Source organism: Streptomyces sp. NPDC012935 (genome assembly GCF_042900345.1).
In the GTDB taxonomy this organism is placed as follows: domain Bacteria; phylum Actinomycetota; class Actinomycetes; order Streptomycetales; family Streptomycetaceae; genus Streptomyces.
The window spans coordinates 34,984-52,575 of sequence record NZ_JBIBBC010000008.1 but is presented as its reverse complement, the minus strand read 5'-3'; the positions used below and the strand labels follow the sequence as shown (position 1 = coordinate 52,575).

Here is a 17,592-nt window from a genome sequence, read left to right as displayed (position 1 = left end):
GTGGATGTCCCTTGCCCAGGTTCAGTGTCATTGTCCCCGCGTACAAGGTTCAGGCGTACCTGCACGAGTGCCTGGAATCGGTGCTCTCACAGTCGTACCCCGATCTCGAGCTGATCGCCGTCGACGACCGCTCGCCGGACGCGTGCGGCGCGATCATCGACGAGTTCGCGGCCCTCGATCCGCGCGTACGCCCCGTGCACCTCGCGCAGAACCGGGGACTGGGCCCCGCCCGCAACGCCGGCATGGCGGAGGCCACCGGCGACTACCTGGTCTTCCTCGACGGCGACGACACGCTCACCCCCGACGCCCTGCACGAGATCGCGGACCGGCTGAAGGAGACCGGTGAGCCGGACGTCCTGGTCTACGACTACGCGCGCACGTTCTGGACGGGCGAGACGATCCGCAACCAGGCCGCCGCCCAGCTCACCGAGGAGGGCCCGGCGCCGTTCCGGCTGGCGGACCGTCCGGGGCTGCTGCGGCTGCTGATGGTCGCCTGGAACAAGGCGTACCGGCGGGAGTTCGTCGAGAAGGAGGGCTTCGCCTTCCCGGCCGGCTACTACGAGGACACGCCCTGGACGTACCCGGTCCTGATGACGGCGGAGTCGATCGCGACCCTGGACAGGGTGTGCGTGCACTACCGGCAGCGGCGCCGGGGCGCGATCCTCGGCACGGTCAGTCCGCGGCACTTCGACATCTTCGAGCAGTACGACCGCGTCTTCGCGTACGTCGACCGGAACCCCGAACTGGCCAGGTGGCGCCCGTTGTTGTTCCGCAGGATGGTCGACCACCTGGTCGTGGTGTTCGCCCGCCGCGACCGCCTCCCGCGCCGCAGCCGCGGTGCGTTCCTGCGCAAGGCCCGTACCCACTACCGCCGTTACCGCTCCCCCGGCGCCCCCGTCCCGCCGCGCAACCGCCTGCGGCACGGCCTGGTCCGCCTGGGCCTGCACCGCACATGGCGCGCCCTGCAGCTGGCGTCGGCCCTGCTGCGCCGGACCCGCAAACTCGCCGATCGCCTGCTGAAGGGCCTGCGCGGCAGTGCCCTGCGCCTGCACTACCGCGTCCAGCGACGCCTCCCTCTGCGCGCCGACCGCGCCGCCTTCGCCGCCCGGGGCGTCCGCGGCCCCGGCGACAGCCCGGGCGCCCTGGAGCAGGCGTTCCGCGCGCACGCCCCGCACATCCGCACCGCCTGGATCGCCGACCCGGACGCCAACGCCGACGCCGACGCCGAGCAGGACACCGCCCCGTCCGGCCCGCGCCGCCTGCGCCCCGACACGGCCGCCTACTGGACGGCCCTCGCCCGCTCCAAGTACCTCATCCACAACGACGGCTTCGACCGCCGCCTCGTCAAGCGCCCCGGCCAGGTCCTCGTGCAAACCCAACAGGGCACCCCGCTCGCCCACGTGGGCCTGGACCTGAGCGAACGACCCGCCGCGGCAGGGGACATGGACGCCGACGCGCTCCTCGACGACGTCGACAAGTGGGACTACGTCCTGTCCGCCAACCGCCACTCCACCCTGACCTGGGAGCGGGTGCACCCGGGCGGCTACACGACCCTCGAATACGGCAGCCCCCGCAACGACGTGTTCCAGCAGGCGACTTCGGCGGACGTGGCCCGGATCCGCGAGCAGCTCGGCATCCCCGACGGCGCGGTCGTGATCCTCTACGCGCCCGCCCACCGCGACTACCGGCGCACCCAGCGCACCACCCTCGACCTGCATCGCGTCCTGCGCCGCCTGGGCCCCCGCTTCGTCGTCCTGGCCCGCGCCGACCCGCGGCACGGCGGCCCCCTGACACCCACCGCCGGCCGCGTCATCGACGTCACCGGCCACCCAAGCCTCCAGGAGCTGTGCCTGGCCTCGGACGCCCTGGTCACGGACTACTCGTCGATCATGTTCGACTACGCCAACCTGGACCGGCCGATCGTGATCCACACCGACGACTGGGAGGCGTACGAGGCGGCCCGCGGCACCTACTTCGACCTGCGTTCCTTCCCGCCGGGCGCGGTGGCGCGCGGCGAGGACGAGCTGATCGACATCTTCGCCTCCGGCCACTGGCGCGGCTCGCGCTCCGCCCAGCTGAGGTCGGCGTTCCGCGAGCGGTTCTGCCCGCACGACGACGGGCGTGCCGCCGAGCGGGTCGTACGTCATGTGGTGCTGGGCGAGACCTGCTGTCCGCCCGTCGTGCCGCTCGGCAAGCGCCACCCCGTGCCGTCGCCGGCCGCGTCCTTGGCGCACTCGCCGCTCGCGACCGTGCCGCAACCGGCGGGGCGCCGGACCGTCACCGAGAGCCTCTGAACGCCGTTCTCAAGGAAACGGAAGAGGAGTTCCCATGCCCTCCAGCCCGTCGCGGCCCACGCCGAGCCGGCCGCCCACCTGGCGTCCGGCCGGGCGGCCCGGCCGCACTCGCGCCGGCTTCAGGCGGGACGCGGCCTGCTGAGGAACCCGGCCGCCGGAACATCGACAGAAAGAGCAGTATGCCCCGCTTCAGCATCATCGTTCCGTCCCATGGGGTCGCGGGCCGGCTGTCCCAGGCGCTGGACTCGGTCCTCTCCCAGCCCTTCGGCGACTTCGAGCTGATCCCGGTCTGCGACGCCGCCGACTCCCCGGCGGCGGACGTCGCCGCCGGGTACGCCGAGCGGGACTGCCGGGTGGCGCCGGTGAGCTCGCCGCCGGCGGCCGGTCTGGCGGGGGCCCGCAACGCCGGGCTGCGGGCGGCGATCGGCGACTGGCTGCTGTTCCTGGACGGCGACGACGAGCTGGTGCCCGGCGCGCTGGCGGCGCTGGACGCCCGGCTGAGCGAGACCGGTGACGTGGACGTCCTGTACTTCGAGCACGAGCGGACCCCGTGGTGGGTGGGCGAGCCGACCAACCCGGCCGCGCTGGTGCTCGCCCGGACGCCGGGCACGGTGTTCGCGCCCGAGCAGGCTCCACAGCTGACGGGGGTCCAGCTCCCGGCGTGGAGTGCGACCTACCGGCGCGCCTTCCTCGCCGCGCGGCAACTGCCCTTCCCCGACGGCCACTTCACCGATGTCGGCTTCGGTGGCCTGGTCGTGCTGGGCGCCGAGCGCATGGCGGTGCTGCGCCAGGTCGTCGTACGGCATCTGCTGCGGCGGCAGGGCAACCGGCTGAACCTGCCCGGGGAGCACCACTTCGAGCTGCTCGACCAGGCCGAGCTGGTGCTGGCGCAGGCCGTCGAGCAGGGGCTGGGCGAGAGCAGGCTCGGGCCGTTGTTCGAGCAGCTCTTCACCGCCGTACTGAAGACGGCCGCCCATCCGCGACGGCTGCCGCGCCGGCGCCGGGCCTTCTTCCGGCGGGCGAGCGGGCTCTACCGGCGGTACCGGCCGGCCGGGTTCCGGGTGCCGGCCGGGAGTCTCGGTGTGCAGCACCGGCTGCTGGCGAGGGGGGCGTACGCGGCGTTCCGGGCGCTGCGGGGCGCCAACCGGGCGGCGACTCGGGCGGTTTTGGGCGTGCCGCGGCCGCGCGGGCTGCGCACCCGGCTGCGCTACCGGTGGCAGTTGCGCCGCCGCCTGGACCGCAACCTCGCCGTGTACTGCGCGTACTGGGGCCGCGGCTACGTCTGCAACCCGGCCGCCATCCACGCCAAGGCGCGGGAGCTCGCCCCGCATCTGCGCTCGGTGTTCCTGGTCGAGGCCGAGCAGGCGCACACCGTGCCGAAGGGGGTGGAGTACGCGGTCATCGGCAGCCGCAGGTACTGGGACGTCCTCGCCCGGGCCAAGTACCTGATCAACAACGCCAACTTCGCGGACGCCGTGGTCAAGCGCAGGGGCAGCGTGCATCTGTCGACCCAGCACGGCACCCCGCTGAAGAAGATGGGCGCCGACCAGGCGACGTACCCCGTGGTGGCCGCGGCGACCGGCAGCTTCGCCAAGCTGCTGGCCCGTGTCGACCGCTGGGACTACAACCTCTCTTCCAACCCTCACTCGACTCAGATGTGGGAGAGCGCCTATCCCGCCGCGCACGAGACCCTCGAGTACGGCTATCCGCGCAACGACGTCTACTACACGGCGACCGCCGTCGACGTTGCCCGCATCCGCAGCGAACTCGGTGTCCCCGAGGGCAAGAAGGCTCTGCTCTACGCGCCCACGCACCGCGACCATGCGACCGGCTTCGAGTCGAGCCTCGACCTCGAGGCGTTGTGCGAGGAGATCGGCGACGAGTACGTCGTGCTGCTGCGCGCCCACTACTTCTACGACCGGGGAGCCGGGCGCGGCACCGGACGGATCATCGACGTCACCGCGCACCGCTCCTCCGAGGACGTGTGCCTGGCCGCCGACGCGCTGATCACCGACTACTCGTCGATCATGTTCGACTACGCCAACCTGGACCGGCCGATCGTCGTGTACGCCGACGACTGGGACGTCTACCGGGAGCTGCGAGGTGTCTACTTCGACCTGATGCAGGCCCCGCCGGGCCGGGTGACGCGGACACCGGGCGAGCTGGCGGCCGTCCTGCGCGACGGCTCGTGGGCGGACGAGGAGGCCGCGGCCCTGCGCGCCGCTTTCCGGGAACGGTTCTGCCAGTTCGACGACGGACGCGCCGCCGAGCGCGTCGTACGCCGGGTACTGCTGGGCGAGCCGCCCGAGGCGATCGAGCCGGTGATCCCTCTCGCCGAGCGCATCCCCGCCCCCGCCGCGACGACCCTCGTAAGGAACTGAGGTACCGACGTGCCCCGCTTCAGCATCATCGTCCCCGTCTTCAAGGTGCAGGGCTTCCTGCGGGAGTGCCTGGACTCGGTGCTCGGGCAGTCGTACGCCGACTTCGAGGTGATCGCCGTCGACGACCGCTCCCCCGACGGCTGCCCGGCCATCCTGGACGCCTACGCCGAGGGCGACGCACGCGTGCGTGTGCTGCACCTGCCGGAGAACGTCGGCCTCGGCCGGGCCCGCAACGCCGGTCTGGAGCAGGCGAGCGGCGACTACGTCCTCTTCCTCGACAGCGACGACAGGTACACACCGGGCCTGCTGGCGGCCGTCGCCGCGCGCCTGGAGGCGGCCGACGAACCGGACATCCTGGTCTTCGACCATGTGCGCACCCACTGGTGGGGCCTCGGGGGTCGCAGTACGGCGGCCGACCTGCTGGCCGCGGCCGGGACGGGCACCTTCAACGTCCGTGAGAACCCGGAGTATCTGCATCTGTTCCTGGTCGCCTGGAACAAGGCGTTCCGGCGGGACTTCTTCCTGAGGCACGAGCTGCGCTATGCGCCGGGTCTGTACGAGGACGCGCCCGTCACCTACCGCTCGATGGTGCTGGCCGACCGCATCGCCGGTCTGGAGCGGATCGGGGTCGAGTACCGGCAGCGCCGGCAGGGCGCCATCACCAAGACGCCGGGGCGGCGGCACTTCGACATCTTCCCGCAGTACGAGGGCCTGTTCGCGTTCCTCGCGCAGCGCCCGGACCTGGCGTGGGCGCGCCCGCTGCTGTTCGAACGGGCCCTGGACCACATGCTGTTCGTGCTCGCGCGCGAGGACCGGGTGCGGCCCGCGGACCGGCGGGACTTCTACCGCGAGATCCGCTCCTTCCACGCCCGCCACCTTCCTGAGGGCTTCACGCCGCCCGACGGCTGGCGCGGCAAGGAGATGCGGCTGCTGGCGACGGCTTCCTACCCGTCGTACGCCGTCGCACGCGGCCTGCGCGATGTACGCAGGGCTGCGGGACACGGCAAGCGGCGCGTGACACGCGCGGCGTCGAACCGGGCCCGACGCGCCTGGTACGCCGCCCAGTCGAAGCTCCCGCTCGATCCGCACCTGGCCGTCTACTCGGCGTTCTCCCATCGCGGGGTGCTGGGAGATCCGGCGGCGGTCCACGCCAAGGCCCGCGAGGTCGCCCCGCACATCAGGGGCGTGTGGGTGGTCCAGGAGGACGCCGTGGACGCGCTGCCGCCCGGCATCGACTTCGTGACGCCCGGCTCGCGGCGCTACCACGAGGTCATGGCGCGGGCCACGTACTGGGTGAACAACGTCAACTGGCCGGGCACCCTGGCCAAGCGCCCCGGCAGCGTCCACGTCCACACCCACCAGGGCACCCCGCTCAAGTACATGGCGGCCGACCTGCTGACCAAGCCCGGCGCCCGGCACGGCTTCGACGTGCCGAAGATGCTGTGGCGCGCCGACCGCTGGGACTACAGCCTGGTGGCCAACCGGCACTCGGAGCTGGCGTGGGAGCGGGCGTATCCGTGCCACTTCACGTCGCTCAGGACGGGGAGCCCGCGCAACGACGTGCTGGTCAACGCGGGCCCCGGGGCAGGTGCGGAGGTGCGGGCGCGGCTCGGTGTCCCCGCGGGCGACACCGTCGTGCTGTACGCGCCGACCCGCCGCGAGTACCGCCGGGGCGGCCATGTCGACCGGATCGACCTGGCCCGGTTCGCCCGGGATCTCGGCACGGGCCACACCCTCGTCGTACGGCTGCATCCGTCGCTCGCCAAGGGCACCGCCCGCGGGATGGGCCTGGCCGATCTGCACCGGCGCGGCGTGCTGATCGACGCGACCGACGAACCGCATGTCGAGGACGTGCTGCTCGCCGCCGACGTGCTGGTCACCGACTACTCCGCCCTGATGTTCGACTACGCCAACCTCGACCGGCCGATCGTGGTGCACGCCGACGACTGGGGGGCGTACGCGGCGAGCCGGGGCGCCTACTTCGACATCACGGCCGACGCGCCGGGCCATGTGTCGCGCTCGTACCGGGAGTTGGCGTGGCTCTTCGCGTCCGGCACGTGGCAGGACGGGGAGTCGGCGCGGTTGCGCGCGGGGTTTCGGGAGCGGTTCTGCGAGTTCGACGACGGGCTGGCCGCGGAGCGGGTCGTGCGCACGGTGATGCTGGGTGAGCGGATGCCGGAGCGGCCGGGCGGGGTCGAGCGGGTGCCTGCGCCGGCGGCGGCGAGGTCGTCGCTCATGGATGCCCGCTGAAGCGTTCCCACGACGGGTTCCAGGCCGGCTCACTCGATGAGGTGAAGTGAGGTAGAGGCGTTGACCTTGCCGGGAACATACGGCAAATGCCTCAAACCAGCACAACCTCCACGACCAGAGCCGCGGGCGCCGCTGTCGGTGTCCTCGTCCGGAGGACCGTGCGTGGCGCGAGTGCCCTGCGCGGCGGCCGCAGTTGGCATCCGACGCCGTACCAGGTCTACGGCTTCCTGTTCTACCTGGTGATGCTGCTGGCGTACTGGGCCGTGCCGCTGTGCTGCGACGCGGGCCAGCACGCGGCGGTCGTCGAACGCCTGAAGGCGGACCTGCTCCACCCGCGCCACCCGATGGCGGACCTGCCGGGCGCGGGCAGCCCGTACTACTCGCCGTACGCGGTCGCGCAGGGCGTGTTCGCCCGGCTGACGGGGCTGGGTGGCTGGGAGGTGGTGCGACTGACCGGCGCACTGAACCTGCTCGTGCTGCTGACCGGCATCGGCCGTTTCGTGCGCGTGCTGACGCCGAGGCCGTGGGCGCCGGTGCTCGCACTGGGGGCGATGACGCTGCTGTGGGGGACCGAGCGGGCCTGGTGGAGCGGCTATCTGAGCCTGATGTCGATGACGGGGAACCTCGGCTACCCCTCGGCCTTCGCCATCGGCCTCACCTTCTGGGCGTGGGCGCTGACGGGGGCGCGGGCGCGGGGCCAGGGACAGGAACAGGGGCAGGAACAGGGGGAGGGCCGGCAGCAGGGGCTCGTCCGGTACGTCGGACCGAGCGGACTCCCGGGGCTCGCCGGGTACGCGGGGATCGGGGTGCTCTACGGGCTGATCCTGCTGATCCATCCGATCACCGCGGCGGCCGCGGCACTGGGCGCGGTGGCGTTCGTGGCGGGGTGGCAGCGGGGGTGGCTTCGGGGGCAGCGGGGCGCCCTGGCCGTGCGGTGGGGGGTGATGACCGGCACGGCGGTGCTGCTCGCCTGGTCCTGGCCGTACTTCGACGTGTTCGCGCTGGCCGGGGACGACAGCGTGGACTGGATGCACGAGCGGCTGTACGAGCAGCTCGGCGGGCAGTTCTGGCTGGCGCTGCTGGGGCTGCCGGCGCTGTGGCTGCGATGGCGGCGCGGCTCCCGGCGGGATCCGCTGGTGCTGCTCTTCGCCCTCGACTGCCTGCTCGTGGCGTACGGCTGGGTCAGCGGCCACTACACCTACGGCAGGATCCTCGGGCTCACCCTGGTGCCGCTGCAGTTCGCCCTGGCCGTGGAGCTGGCGGCGCCCCGGCCGTGGGGCAGGGCGCGCCGGGTGCTGGGTGGGGCCGCGGTCGCCGGGGCCTGCGTCGGGTTCCTGACCGTGCAGGGCGGGGCGGTGGTGCCGCGGGCCGTGGATCCGATCGGGCTCGAACAGCCCTCGCTGTGGCCGTCGTACGCCTGGGTGGCACGGCAGGTCGGGAAGGGCGAGGTGGTGATCTCCGACGGGCACTACGCCCCTCGCTCCATCCCCGGGTACGGGCCGAACCTCGCCGCGCCGATCTGGCCCGACCCCGCCCTGGACGAGCGGGAGCGGGAACGCCGGCTCGCCGATGTCCGCACCTACCTCTCCCCCGCGTCGACCCGCGCCGAGCGCACGGCCGTCGCCCGGCGCTACCACGCGCGCTGGCTGCTGCTGACGCGGTGGAAGCGGGTGCCGGAGGAGGCGGTGGTGGTGGCGTGGAGCCGGGACACGGGGGAGGTGCTGGCGCGGATCGGGTGACCGCCGCCGTCGGGTGGGGTTACTCGATGACGAGGTCGACGTCGATGTTGCCGCGGGTGGCGTTGGAGTAGGGGCAGACCTGGTGGGCCTGCTCGACCAGCTTGCGGCCGGTCGTCTCGTCGAGGGTGTCGGGCAGCTCCACGCGCAGCGTCACCTTCAGGCCGAAGCCCTCGCCCTGCTTGCCGATGCCGACCTCGGCGGTGACGGCGGCGTCGGAGACGTCGACCTTCGCCTGGCGGCCGACGAGGCCGAGGGCGCTGCCGAAGCAGGCGGCGTAGCCGGCGGCGAAGAGCTGCTCCGGGTTCGTGCCCTCGCCGTTGCCGCCCAACTCCACCGGCGGGGCCAGCTTCAGGTCGATCTTGCCGTCGTTGGAGACGGCACGACCGTCGCGGCCGTGGGTGGCGGTGGCGACAGCGGTGTAGAGCGCGTCCATGGAAACCATCCCTCTCAAGTCACGTTCCGGCGGCTCCGTTGGCGGCCGCCGACGACGACAAGTAGAGCACGCAATTCAATTGCACACAACTGAATGACGGGCACGAGCTACCCTGGAGTCATGACGAGCACGCCCACGGCGGACTGGCTCCGCCTCGACCAGCAGATCTGCTTCTCCCTGAACGCCGCGTCGCGCGCCTTCGGGGGCGTCTACCGCGTGGTCCTGAAGGACCTCGGGCTCACCTATCCCCAGTACCTGGTGATGCTGGTGCTGTGGGAGCAGGGCGACCTGCCCGTGAAGAAGCTCGGCGAACACCTGCGCCTCGACTCCGGCACCCTGTCGCCGCTGCTCAAGCGGCTGGAGGCGGCCGGCCTGGTACGCCGGGAGCGCAGCGCCCGCGACGAGCGCTCGGTGGAGGTGCGGCTGACCGAGGAGGGCACCGCGCTGCGCGAGCAGGCCCTGCAGGTGCCGCGCCGGATCGCCGCGGCGACGGGCTTCGACGTCGACGAGATCCGCGAGCTGCGGGCACGGCTGGACCAGCTCACCTCGGCGCTGGACGCGGCGGCGGTGGAGGGGGCTACCGGTTAGGGGACTGCGCGGCACGCTCCGCGGCCAGGTGTGCCATGTGTTCGGCGGCCGGGCGGCGGACGTACAGCCGCAGCGGAGCGCCGGGCGGCCCCTCCGGCAGCGGCCGGAACTCCTCGCCCACGACGGTGAGCTTGACGCGCTCGGTGGGGTTGCGCGGATACCAGGGTGAGTTCAGCGCGTAGGGCTCGGCGACGACCCAGACCCGGTCGACCGAGGCAAGCCTGCGCCGCAGTTCGCCGGCCCCGACCTCACGGCCGTAGAGCGTCCCCGACCTCGGCCCGGACTGGCGCAGCGCGATGTCCCACGCCCACCGAAACCCCTTCGGATACGCGAGCACCGCCCGCCTCCCGATCGACGGCACGAACAGCACCGGATCGCCGGGGCGCAGATGCCGGGCGGCGTAGGCCGAGGTGGCGGCGAGGTTGTCGGGGCGGTGGGCCGGGGAGCGGTCCTGGCGGTGGAGGGGGAGGTGATGGAGGAAGACGAGGGTGATGGCGAGGGCGCCGGCGAGGGGGGTCAGGGGAACGCGCGGGGATCGGTCGGCGTTGCGGGCAGGACCACCCCGGTGCAGGCGAGCGAGGATGCCGGCGGGGCGGTCGCCGTGAGGCCCCACGCGGCACACGAGGCCGGCCAGCCGATCCGCCCCCGCGGCCACGAGCAACGGCGCCCCCGCGAGCGCGTACAGCACGTACCGGTCGTCGTACATGGGCCGGACCTGCGACACGGCGATGAGGAGCCCGGGCGGCACCACCAGCAACGGCACCGCGACCCCGGCGACCCGGCCCGCCCCCAGCCCCGCCACCATCAGCAGGACGCACACCCCGAACACCACCCCCGAGGGCCCGGCTGCGAACTCCCGCAGCAGTCGTCCCGCACTGCCCCACCCCGGCACCGGCAGCCACCCCACCTGCCCGGCCTGCGCCCGTGACACCACCAGCAACGGCAGCAGGGCGATCCCGGCGGCCGCTACGGCACATCCCCACGCTGCCCACACGCGTCTCGGCGCCCGCGCCACCCCCAACGTCACCGCATGCGCGCACACCACCGGCGCGGCCAGCTCGTGCAGCAGGCAGGTGACCGTGAGGACCACTCCGTACGCCCACCACACCCTCCGCACCAGCAGCAGCGTGGCTCCGGCCGCCCCGGCGGTCACCAGCGCGTACGACCGACCCTCCTGGGCGTAGTGCCCGACCAGCGGTGTCACCGCGTACAGCAGCCCGGCCCACAACCCCACCCTCGGTCGTGCCAGCCGCACCCCGAGCGCCGCGATCAGCCCCGACGCCGCGGCCGCCCCGAGCACCGACGGCAGCCGGAGGGCGATCTCGCCGGGATGTACGGCCAGGACCGCATGCATGAGCAGGTAGTACAGCGCGTGCACGGCGTCCACACCCTGCACCAGCCGCAGGATCTCCGGCACCGACCGCCGCGCGACCTGAAAGGTCACTCCCTCGTCCCGCCACATGCCGTCGCGGTCGAGCCCCCACAGCCCGAGCCCGAGCATGACGGCCACGGGGACACACACGGCGACGATCGCGGCCGCATCACCCTCGCGATCACTCTTCCTCGGCTCCCGGTCCCCGATCACCACGAGAAGGAGTTTGTACTATTAACTGATACTTATAGGTCATTGACGGCGTATCACCGCGAATATGCCACTCACCCGGCATACGATCTCGCGGTCATGAACCACAGTGAACCGGGACCCTGATGCCCCCTCACACCGCTCCCGCAGGCCGCACCGCGCACGACCCGCAGGTCGGCGTCATCGTCATCGGCTACAACGACGCCGCACACGTGACGACCGCCGTTCGCTCGGCGCTGGCGCAGGGGCCCGTCGTCCGTGAGGTCGTCGCCGTCGACGACTGCTCGACGGACCGCAGCGTCGATGTGCTCACCCGTCTCGCCGCGGCCGAACCGCGCGTGAAGGTGGTCCGGCGCCGGGTCAACAGCGGCGGCTGCGGCAGCCCGCGCAACACCGGGCTCGACCGGGTGACCTCGCCTTACGTGATGTTCCTTGATAGCGACGACGTACTTCCGCCGGGGGCGGTGGACGCGCTGCTCGCGGCGGCGAGGGGGGCGCGTGCGGAGGTGGCGAGCGGCCTGTGTGTGCGGCGGGAGCTACCCGGACGGCGCGAGGTGCCATGGCAGGCGCCTCTCTACGCCTCGCACGCCGTCTTCGAGCGGCCGGCGCAGCGCCCGCGCCTGGTCCACGACACGCTCTGCGTCAACAAGCTGTACCGCACCGACTTCCTGCGCGGGCACGGCATCCGCTTCCCCGAAGGCCGCTTCCCCTACGAGGACTTCGTCTTCACCGCGCGCGTGCTCGCCGCCCGGCCGCGCATCGCCCTCGTCCCCGACCGGGTCTACGTCTGGCACGTGCGCCGCGCGGCCGACCGGCTGTCCATCTCCCTGGACCGTGCCGACATCGCCAACTGGCGGGCACGCACGCAGGCGAGCCGGCTGGCGTACGACATCCTGCTGGGCGCCGGGCAGAAGGAGCTGGCGCGGGCGGCACGCGCCAAGTTCCTGGACCACGAGGTGCGGATATACGCGCGCGAGCTGGGGTTGCACGACGCCCACTACCAGCGGGCGTGGTGGACGCACACGCGGGCGTACCTCGCGGAGTACGACGCGTCCGACTGGGCCCACAACCCCACCGCCCCCGGCCGCCTCATCGGCCGCGTCGTCCTGGCCTCCCCCGAGCCCCGCGACCTGCCCCGCCTCAGGGACCTGGCCTCCCGCCCCGCCCGCCTCCTGCCGCCGTACGCCCACGCCTGCGACGGCACCCCCGTCTGGTCGGCCGACCTCCCCGAACCCACCCTGGACGCCCTGCTCGCCCGCCCCGTCCGCCTCCTCCCCCTGGCCGTCGACGCGGAACTGCACCCACGCACGCGCAGCGCCCTCCTCCGGCTCCGCCTGCACGAGCTGTACGGCAGGGTGGCGCAGGCGGGGCCCGAGGCGCTGGAGCTGGAGTGGCGGTGCCGGGAGACGGGGCGGGCGGCGGGGCCGCGTACGAGGGTGGCGCTCACGCCCGCGCCGCCGTCCCCGTTTTCGTCCTCGTCCTCGCCCTCGCCCGACGGGGTGTGGTCGGCCGAGACGACGGTCCGCTGGGCCGCGTTCTGCGGAGCACCCGGGCCGTCCGGGCCGTCCGGAGCATCCCGCACATGGGATCTCCGGCTGCGTGTGCGCTTCCAGGGCGGCGCGTACCGCGAGGTCACGGCGCACGCCCTCACGAGCGCCGGTTCGCTTCGCCGACGCGCGGTGGTCGGAGCCGGTCACGCCGTAGTACTCGTACAGCCGTACGTCACACACTCCGGAGCGCTGGCACTGCGCGTGGCCCCCGGTTCACGGGGAGTTATGTCTGTGGTCCGCAGCAGACTCCGCCGCCTGCTTCACTGGCACACGCACACTTGAGACAGACCAGTAGCGCAGACCAGTAGCGCAGACCAGCAGTGCAGACCACGGATGACCACAGGGCCCACTGACGAGGGGAACGGCCGCACATGACCTGGCTGATCACCGGCGGCGCCGGTTACATCGGAGCGCACGTCGTACGGGCGATGACCGAGGCGGGCGAACACGCCGTGGTGTACGACGACCTGTCCACCGGCATCGCCGACCGCGTTCCCGACGGCGTTCCGCTCGTCGTCGGCTCAACCCTGGACGGCGAGCGCGTCGCCCGCGCCATCGCGGCCCACCGCATCACAGGTGTCGTCCACCTCGCGGCGAAGAAGCAGGTCGGCGAGTCCGTCGACCTGCCGCTGCACTACTACCGGGAGAACGTCGAGGGCCTGCGGGTCCTGCTGGAAGCCGTGACCGCGGCGAACGTACGGTCCTTCGTCTTCTCCTCGTCGGCGGCCGTGTACGGCATGCCGGACGTGGACCTGGTGACGGAGGAGACGCCGTGCGCGCCGATGTCGCCGTACGGCGAGACCAAACTGGCCGGCGAGTGGCTGGTCCGGGCCACGGGCCGCGCGACAGGCCTGTCCACGGCGTCGCTGCGCTACTTCAACGTGGCGGGCGCGGCCGCCCCCGAACTCGCCGACACCGGCGTCTTCAACCTCATCCCGATGGTCTTCGAGAAGCTCACGCAGAACGCGCCCCCTCGGATCTTCGGCGACGACTACCCGACCCCCGACGGCACCTGCATCCGTGACTACATCCACGTCGTCGACCTGGCAGAGGCTCATGTCGCCGCGGCGCGGGCCCTGCAGTCCTCCCCCGGTCACTCCCTCACCCTGAACATCGGCCGCGGAGAGGGCGTTTCGGTCCGCGAGATGATCGACCTGGTCAACGCCGTCACCGGCTACGACCGCCCGCCGACCGTCACCCCCCGCCGCCCCGGCGACCCGGCCCGCGTCGTCGCCTCCGCCGACCGCATCGCCACCGAGCTGGACTGGAAGTCCAAGCACGACGTACAGGACATGATCGCGTCGGCTTGGGAGGGGTGGGTCCGGCTGCATCCGGGGGCGGCCCGGAGGTGACTCGGGGGCGCGGGGGTGCTTCGGCGCCCCACTGCGCACTACCGGCTGCCTACGAGTTGTTCAGGTACGTCAGCACCGCGAGAACTCTGCGATGACCGCTGTCGCTCTGCGGCAGGCCCAGCTTGAGGAAGACGTTGCCGATGTGCTTGTGGACGGCGCGTTCGGTGACGACGAGGCTCTTGGCGATGGTCGCGTTGTCGTGGCCCTCGGCCATGAGGGCCAGGACCTCGCGCTCGCGCGGGGTGAGGGAATCGAGCGGGGAGTCGCGGCGCCGGGTCAGGAGTTCGGTGACGACCTCGGGGTCCAGGGCGGTACCGCCGGCCGCGACCCGCTCCAGCGCGTCGAGGAACTCGTCCACCCGGCCGACCCGGTCCTTCAGCAGATAGCCGAGCCCGCTCGCGCCGCCGGCGAGCAGTTCGGCGGCGTACGACTCCTCGACGTACTGGGAGAGCACCAGGACCGGCAGCCCGGGCAACTCCTTGCGGGCGGCGAGCGCGGCGCGCAGCCCCTCGTCGCGGAAGTCCGGGGGCATCCGCACGTCGAGCACGGCGGCGTCGGGGCGGTGCTGCTGCAGTGCGGGCAGGATCTCGGGGCCCGTGGTGGCGGTGGCCACGACCTCGTGTCCGGCCGACGTCAGGAGGAGGACGAGGCCCTCGCGCAGCAGGGCGTTGTCCTCGGCGATCACGACTCTCACGGCAGTTCCGCCTCTGCTTCGGTCACCGCGCCCGCGGTGGCACCGCCTCGCTCGACCGGCGGTCGCTGCGCGCAGCCTACTCAGAGCGCCTTGAGCGCCTGCGTCGTGGCCCGGGCCAGCGCGTCCAGGTAGCCCTTGGGCAGCTTCGGGCTCCGGGCCACGACCATCCGCCAGTACAACGGGCCCGAGATCAGGTCGAGCGCGAGCTCGTTGTCGAAGCCCGCCCGTACCTCGCCACGCCCCTGCGCCCCGGTCAGGATCTTGCTGGCGACCCCCTCCTGCCCCTGCTCCAGCGCCTTCTGCAGCGCCTCGGCGATCTCGGGGTTGCGGGCCGCCTCGGCCTGGAGGTCGGGGATGATCTGCGACACGACGGGGTGACGCAACGCGCGCGAGGTCACCTCGTACAGCATCCGCAGGTCCCCCTCCAGGGAACCCGTGTTCGGCGTCGGCAGCCCCATGACCGCCACCGCCGACACCACGTCGAGCACCAGGTGCAGCTTGGAACGCCAGCGCCGGTAGACCGCGGTCTTGCCGACGCCCGCGCGGCGCGCGATGCCCTCGATCGACATCCGCGCGTAGCCGACCGACGCCAGTTCCTCGAAGACGGCCGACCGGATGGCCTCCGTCACGTCCTCCCGGAGCACCGCCGCCCCGGCGGGGGTCCGGCGGCGCGGACTCGTCTGGGGCCGGTCGGCGTTCGTCGTCATGCGGAACAGCATAGGCCGTCGCGACGAAACGGTTGCGTTCCGACGTACCGAAGATCTACGCTCACGTTGCGACGATACGGTGCCGTCCCGACGTAAGAATTCGTGAAGAGAAGCGTAAGAACCCGCCCCGCCACCCTCCTTGCAGCCCTCCTCCTCGCACCCCCTCCCCCCGAGCGAAAGCAGCGGATGTGACCCAGGCCCTCCACACACCGCCCCCCACGGCTCCCGCCCCGCCCTACGAAGCCGACCTCGCGGCCCTCGCCGCCCGGCACGGTCTCTCGGTCAGCGGGGCCCGCCCCTCCCTGCGCGAGTACGTGGGCCGGCTGTGGGCGCGCCGGCACTTCATCGGCGCCTTCTCCACCGCCAAGCTCACGGCGCAGTACAGCCAGGCGAAACTAGGCCAGCTCTGGCAGGTGATGACGCCGTTGCTGAACGCGGCGGTGTACTACCTCATCTTCGGCAAGCTGCTCGGCACGAGCCGGGGGGTGCCGGACTACATCCCGTTCCTGGTGACGGGGGTGTTCGTGTGGACGTTCACGCAGAGCTCGATCATGGCCGGCACCCGCGCGATCTCCGGCAACCTGGGCCTCGTACGCGCCCTGCACTTCCCGCGGGCCGCGCTGCCGATCTCCTTCGCCTTGCAGCAGCTCCAGCAGCTGCTGTTCTCGATGGCGGCCCTGGTCGTGATCCTGCTCTTCTTCGGCATCCCGGTCGCCGCCTCCTGGGTCCTGGTGATCCCGGCGCTGGTGCTGCAGTCCGTCTTCAACACCGGCATCGCGATGATCATGGCCCGGATGGGCGCGAAGACACCGGACATCGCCCAGCTGATGCCGTTCGTGCTGCGCACCTGGATGTACGCGTCGGGCGTGATGTTCAGCATCAGCCACATGATGGCCAAGCACACCGACTGGCCGTCCTGGCTGACCGGGGCCCTGCAGGCCAACCCCGCGGCCGTCTACATCGACCTGATGCGTTTCGCGCTGATCGACAGCTTCCACGCGAGCCAGCTCCCGCCGCACGTGTGGGCGATCGCGACGGGCTGGGCGCTGCTCGCCGGCGTCGGCGGCTTCATCTACTTCTGGAAGGCTGAGGAGACGTACGGCCGTGGCTGACAACGCACAGCTCGCACAAGAGCAGATCCTGTCGGCCCAGCGGGCCCAGCAGGTCCCCACCGTCATCGCGGACGGCGTCGACATCGTCTACCGCGTCAACGGCACCGGCGCCGGCCGCGGCTCGGCCACCGCCGCCCTGAACCGCATCATGCGCCGCAAGCAGACCGAGAAGGCGTCGGGCGTGCGCAAGGTACACGCCGTCAGGAACGTCTCCTTCGTGGCGTACCGGGGCGAGGCGATCGGGCTCATCGGCACCAACGGCTCCGGCAAGTCGACCCTGCTGAAGGCGGTCGCCGGTCTCCTCCCGGTCGAGAACGGCCGTATCTACACCGACGGCCAGCCCTCCCTCCTCGGCGTGAACGCGGCCCTGATGAACGACCTCACCGGCGAGCGCAACGTCCACCTCGGCGGCCTCGCGATGGGCATGTCCCGCGAGCAGGTCAAGGAGTGCTACCAGGAGATCGTCGACTTCTCCGGCATCAACGACAAGGGCGACTTCATCACCCTCCCCATGCGCACGTACTCCTCCGGCATGGCGGCCCGCCTGCGCTTCTCCATCGCCGCCGCCAAGGACCACGACGTGCTGCTGATCGACGAGGCCCTCGCCACCGGCGACCGCTCCTTCCAGAAGCGCTCCGAGGCCCGGATCCGCGAGCTGCGCAAGCACGCGGGCACCGTGTTCCTGGTCAGCCACAACAACAAGTCGATCCGGGACACCTGCGACCGCGTGCTGTGGCTGGAGCGCGGCGAGCTGCGGATGGACGGGCCGGCGGACGACGTGCTGAAGGAGTACGAGGCCTTCACGGGGGACAAGTCGGCCAGGCCGAACCCGAAGGCCAAGCCGAAGCCGGCATCCGCGGCGGCCCCTGCCGCTGCCGCTCTTCCCTCGTGAGGCCCAACCAGAGGTCAC

Annotated in this window: 13 protein-coding genes; 9 read left to right on the top strand and 4 right to left on the bottom strand. The window is 72.2% G+C overall.

Annotated features, from left to right (window positions below; all coding sequences use genetic code 11):
- The first annotated feature begins 11 nt into the window (after positions 1 to 11).
- From ACFY5C_RS20540 to ACFY5C_RS20525, 4 genes are all read left to right on the top strand, one after another.
- Positions 12 to 2,294: a CDP-glycerol glycerophosphotransferase family protein gene (locus ACFY5C_RS20540; protein WP_389446179.1), complete on the top strand. Its 2,283-nt coding sequence runs from the start codon at positions 12 to 14 to the stop codon at positions 2,292 to 2,294.
- 179 nt (positions 2,295 to 2,473) lie between these two features.
- Positions 2,474 to 4,675, top strand: a complete 2,202-nt coding sequence (locus tag ACFY5C_RS20535; RefSeq protein WP_389446177.1) for a CDP-glycerol glycerophosphotransferase family protein — start codon at positions 2,474 to 2,476, stop codon at positions 4,673 to 4,675.
- A 9-nt stretch (positions 4,676 to 4,684) separates the two neighbouring features.
- Complete coding sequence (locus ACFY5C_RS20530; RefSeq protein WP_389446176.1) at positions 4,685 to 6,925, top strand: CDP-glycerol glycerophosphotransferase family protein; 2,241 nt, start codon at positions 4,685 to 4,687, stop codon at positions 6,923 to 6,925.
- Between the two features lie 86 nt (positions 6,926 to 7,011).
- On the top strand, positions 7,012 to 8,664 hold the full coding sequence (locus ACFY5C_RS20525; RefSeq protein WP_389446174.1) for a hypothetical protein: 1,653 nt from the start codon (positions 7,012 to 7,014) through the stop codon (positions 8,662 to 8,664).
- A 19-nt stretch (positions 8,665 to 8,683) separates the two neighbouring features.
- Here ACFY5C_RS20525 and ACFY5C_RS20520 read toward each other — a convergent pair whose 3' ends face one another.
- Positions 8,684 to 9,097 carry an organic hydroperoxide resistance protein gene (locus tag ACFY5C_RS20520; RefSeq protein ID WP_389446173.1) on the bottom strand — a complete coding sequence of 138 codons (414 nt, stop codon included), beginning with the start codon at positions 9,095 to 9,097 and terminating at the stop codon, positions 8,684 to 8,686.
- 120 nt (positions 9,098 to 9,217) lie between these two features.
- Between ACFY5C_RS20520 and ACFY5C_RS20515 the strand changes: the two genes are divergently transcribed.
- Positions 9,218 to 9,685, top strand: coding sequence for a MarR family winged helix-turn-helix transcriptional regulator (locus tag ACFY5C_RS20515; RefSeq protein ID WP_389446171.1), 468 nt, complete (start codon positions 9,218 to 9,220; stop codon positions 9,683 to 9,685).
- Here the strand turns inward: ACFY5C_RS20515 and ACFY5C_RS20510 are convergent.
- On the bottom strand, positions 9,675 to 11,273 hold the full coding sequence (locus tag ACFY5C_RS20510) for a hypothetical protein (protein WP_389446170.1): 1,599 nt from the start codon (positions 11,271 to 11,273) through the stop codon (positions 9,675 to 9,677). The genes ACFY5C_RS20515 and ACFY5C_RS20510 overlap by 11 nt on opposite strands.
- A gap of 119 nt (positions 11,274 to 11,392) precedes the next feature.
- Here ACFY5C_RS20510 and ACFY5C_RS20505 point away from each other — a divergent pair, with 119 nt between their 5' ends.
- Both ACFY5C_RS20505 and galE read left to right on the top strand, forming a co-directional pair.
- Entirely contained in the window at positions 11,393 to 13,099 is a 1,707-nt protein-coding gene (locus ACFY5C_RS20505; RefSeq protein WP_389446168.1) for a glycosyltransferase family 2 protein, read from the top strand.
- A gap of 89 nt (positions 13,100 to 13,188) precedes the next feature.
- Complete coding sequence (gene galE / locus ACFY5C_RS20500) at positions 13,189 to 14,169, top strand: UDP-glucose 4-epimerase GalE (RefSeq protein ID WP_389446166.1); 981 nt, start codon at positions 13,189 to 13,191, stop codon at positions 14,167 to 14,169.
- Positions 14,170 to 14,218: 49 nt separating this feature from the next.
- On the opposite strand, the gene ACFY5C_RS20495 is transcribed toward galE, so the two are convergent.
- Both ACFY5C_RS20495 and ACFY5C_RS20490 read right to left on the bottom strand, forming a co-directional pair.
- Positions 14,219 to 14,863, bottom strand: coding sequence for a response regulator (locus ACFY5C_RS20495; RefSeq protein ID WP_389446164.1), 645 nt, complete (start codon positions 14,861 to 14,863; stop codon positions 14,219 to 14,221).
- A gap of 80 nt (positions 14,864 to 14,943) precedes the next feature.
- Positions 14,944 to 15,582, bottom strand: coding sequence for a TetR/AcrR family transcriptional regulator (locus ACFY5C_RS20490; protein WP_389446162.1), 639 nt, complete (start codon positions 15,580 to 15,582; stop codon positions 14,944 to 14,946).
- A 176-nt stretch (positions 15,583 to 15,758) separates the two neighbouring features.
- Between ACFY5C_RS20490 and ACFY5C_RS20485 the strand changes: the two genes are divergently transcribed.
- Positions 15,759 to 16,682, top strand: a complete 924-nt coding sequence (locus tag ACFY5C_RS20485; protein ID WP_389446160.1) for an ABC transporter permease — start codon at positions 15,759 to 15,761, stop codon at positions 16,680 to 16,682.
- Positions 16,675 to 17,574, top strand: a complete 900-nt coding sequence (locus ACFY5C_RS20480) for an ABC transporter ATP-binding protein (RefSeq protein ID WP_389446158.1) — start codon at positions 16,675 to 16,677, stop codon at positions 17,572 to 17,574. Before ACFY5C_RS20485 ends, ACFY5C_RS20480 begins: the two co-directional genes overlap by 8 nt.
- Positions 17,575 to 17,592: the final 18 nt, after the last annotated feature.

What these genes read in the sequence shown, in the direction of transcription:
- ACFY5C_RS20535 (WP_389446177.1), top strand. Translation starts at nt 2,474, where the DNA reads ATGCCCCGCTTCAGCATCATCGTTCCGTCCCATGGGGTCGCGGGCCGG.
- ACFY5C_RS20505 (WP_389446168.1), top strand. Translation starts at nt 11,393, where the DNA reads ATGCCCCCTCACACCGCTCCCGCAGGCCGCACCGCGCACGACCCGCAG.
- ACFY5C_RS20520 (WP_389446173.1), bottom strand. Translation starts at nt 9,097, where the DNA reads ATGGACGCGCTCTACACCGCTGTCGCCACCGCCACCCACGGCCGCGAC.
- ACFY5C_RS20515 (WP_389446171.1), top strand. Translation starts at nt 9,218, where the DNA reads ATGACGAGCACGCCCACGGCGGACTGGCTCCGCCTCGACCAGCAGATC.
- ACFY5C_RS20525 (WP_389446174.1), top strand. Translation starts at nt 7,012, where the DNA reads ATGCCTCAAACCAGCACAACCTCCACGACCAGAGCCGCGGGCGCCGCT.
- ACFY5C_RS20490 (WP_389446162.1), bottom strand. Translation starts at nt 15,582, where the DNA reads ATGCTGTTCCGCATGACGACGAACGCCGACCGGCCCCAGACGAGTCCG.
- galE (WP_389446166.1), top strand. Translation starts at nt 13,189, where the DNA reads ATGACCTGGCTGATCACCGGCGGCGCCGGTTACATCGGAGCGCACGTC.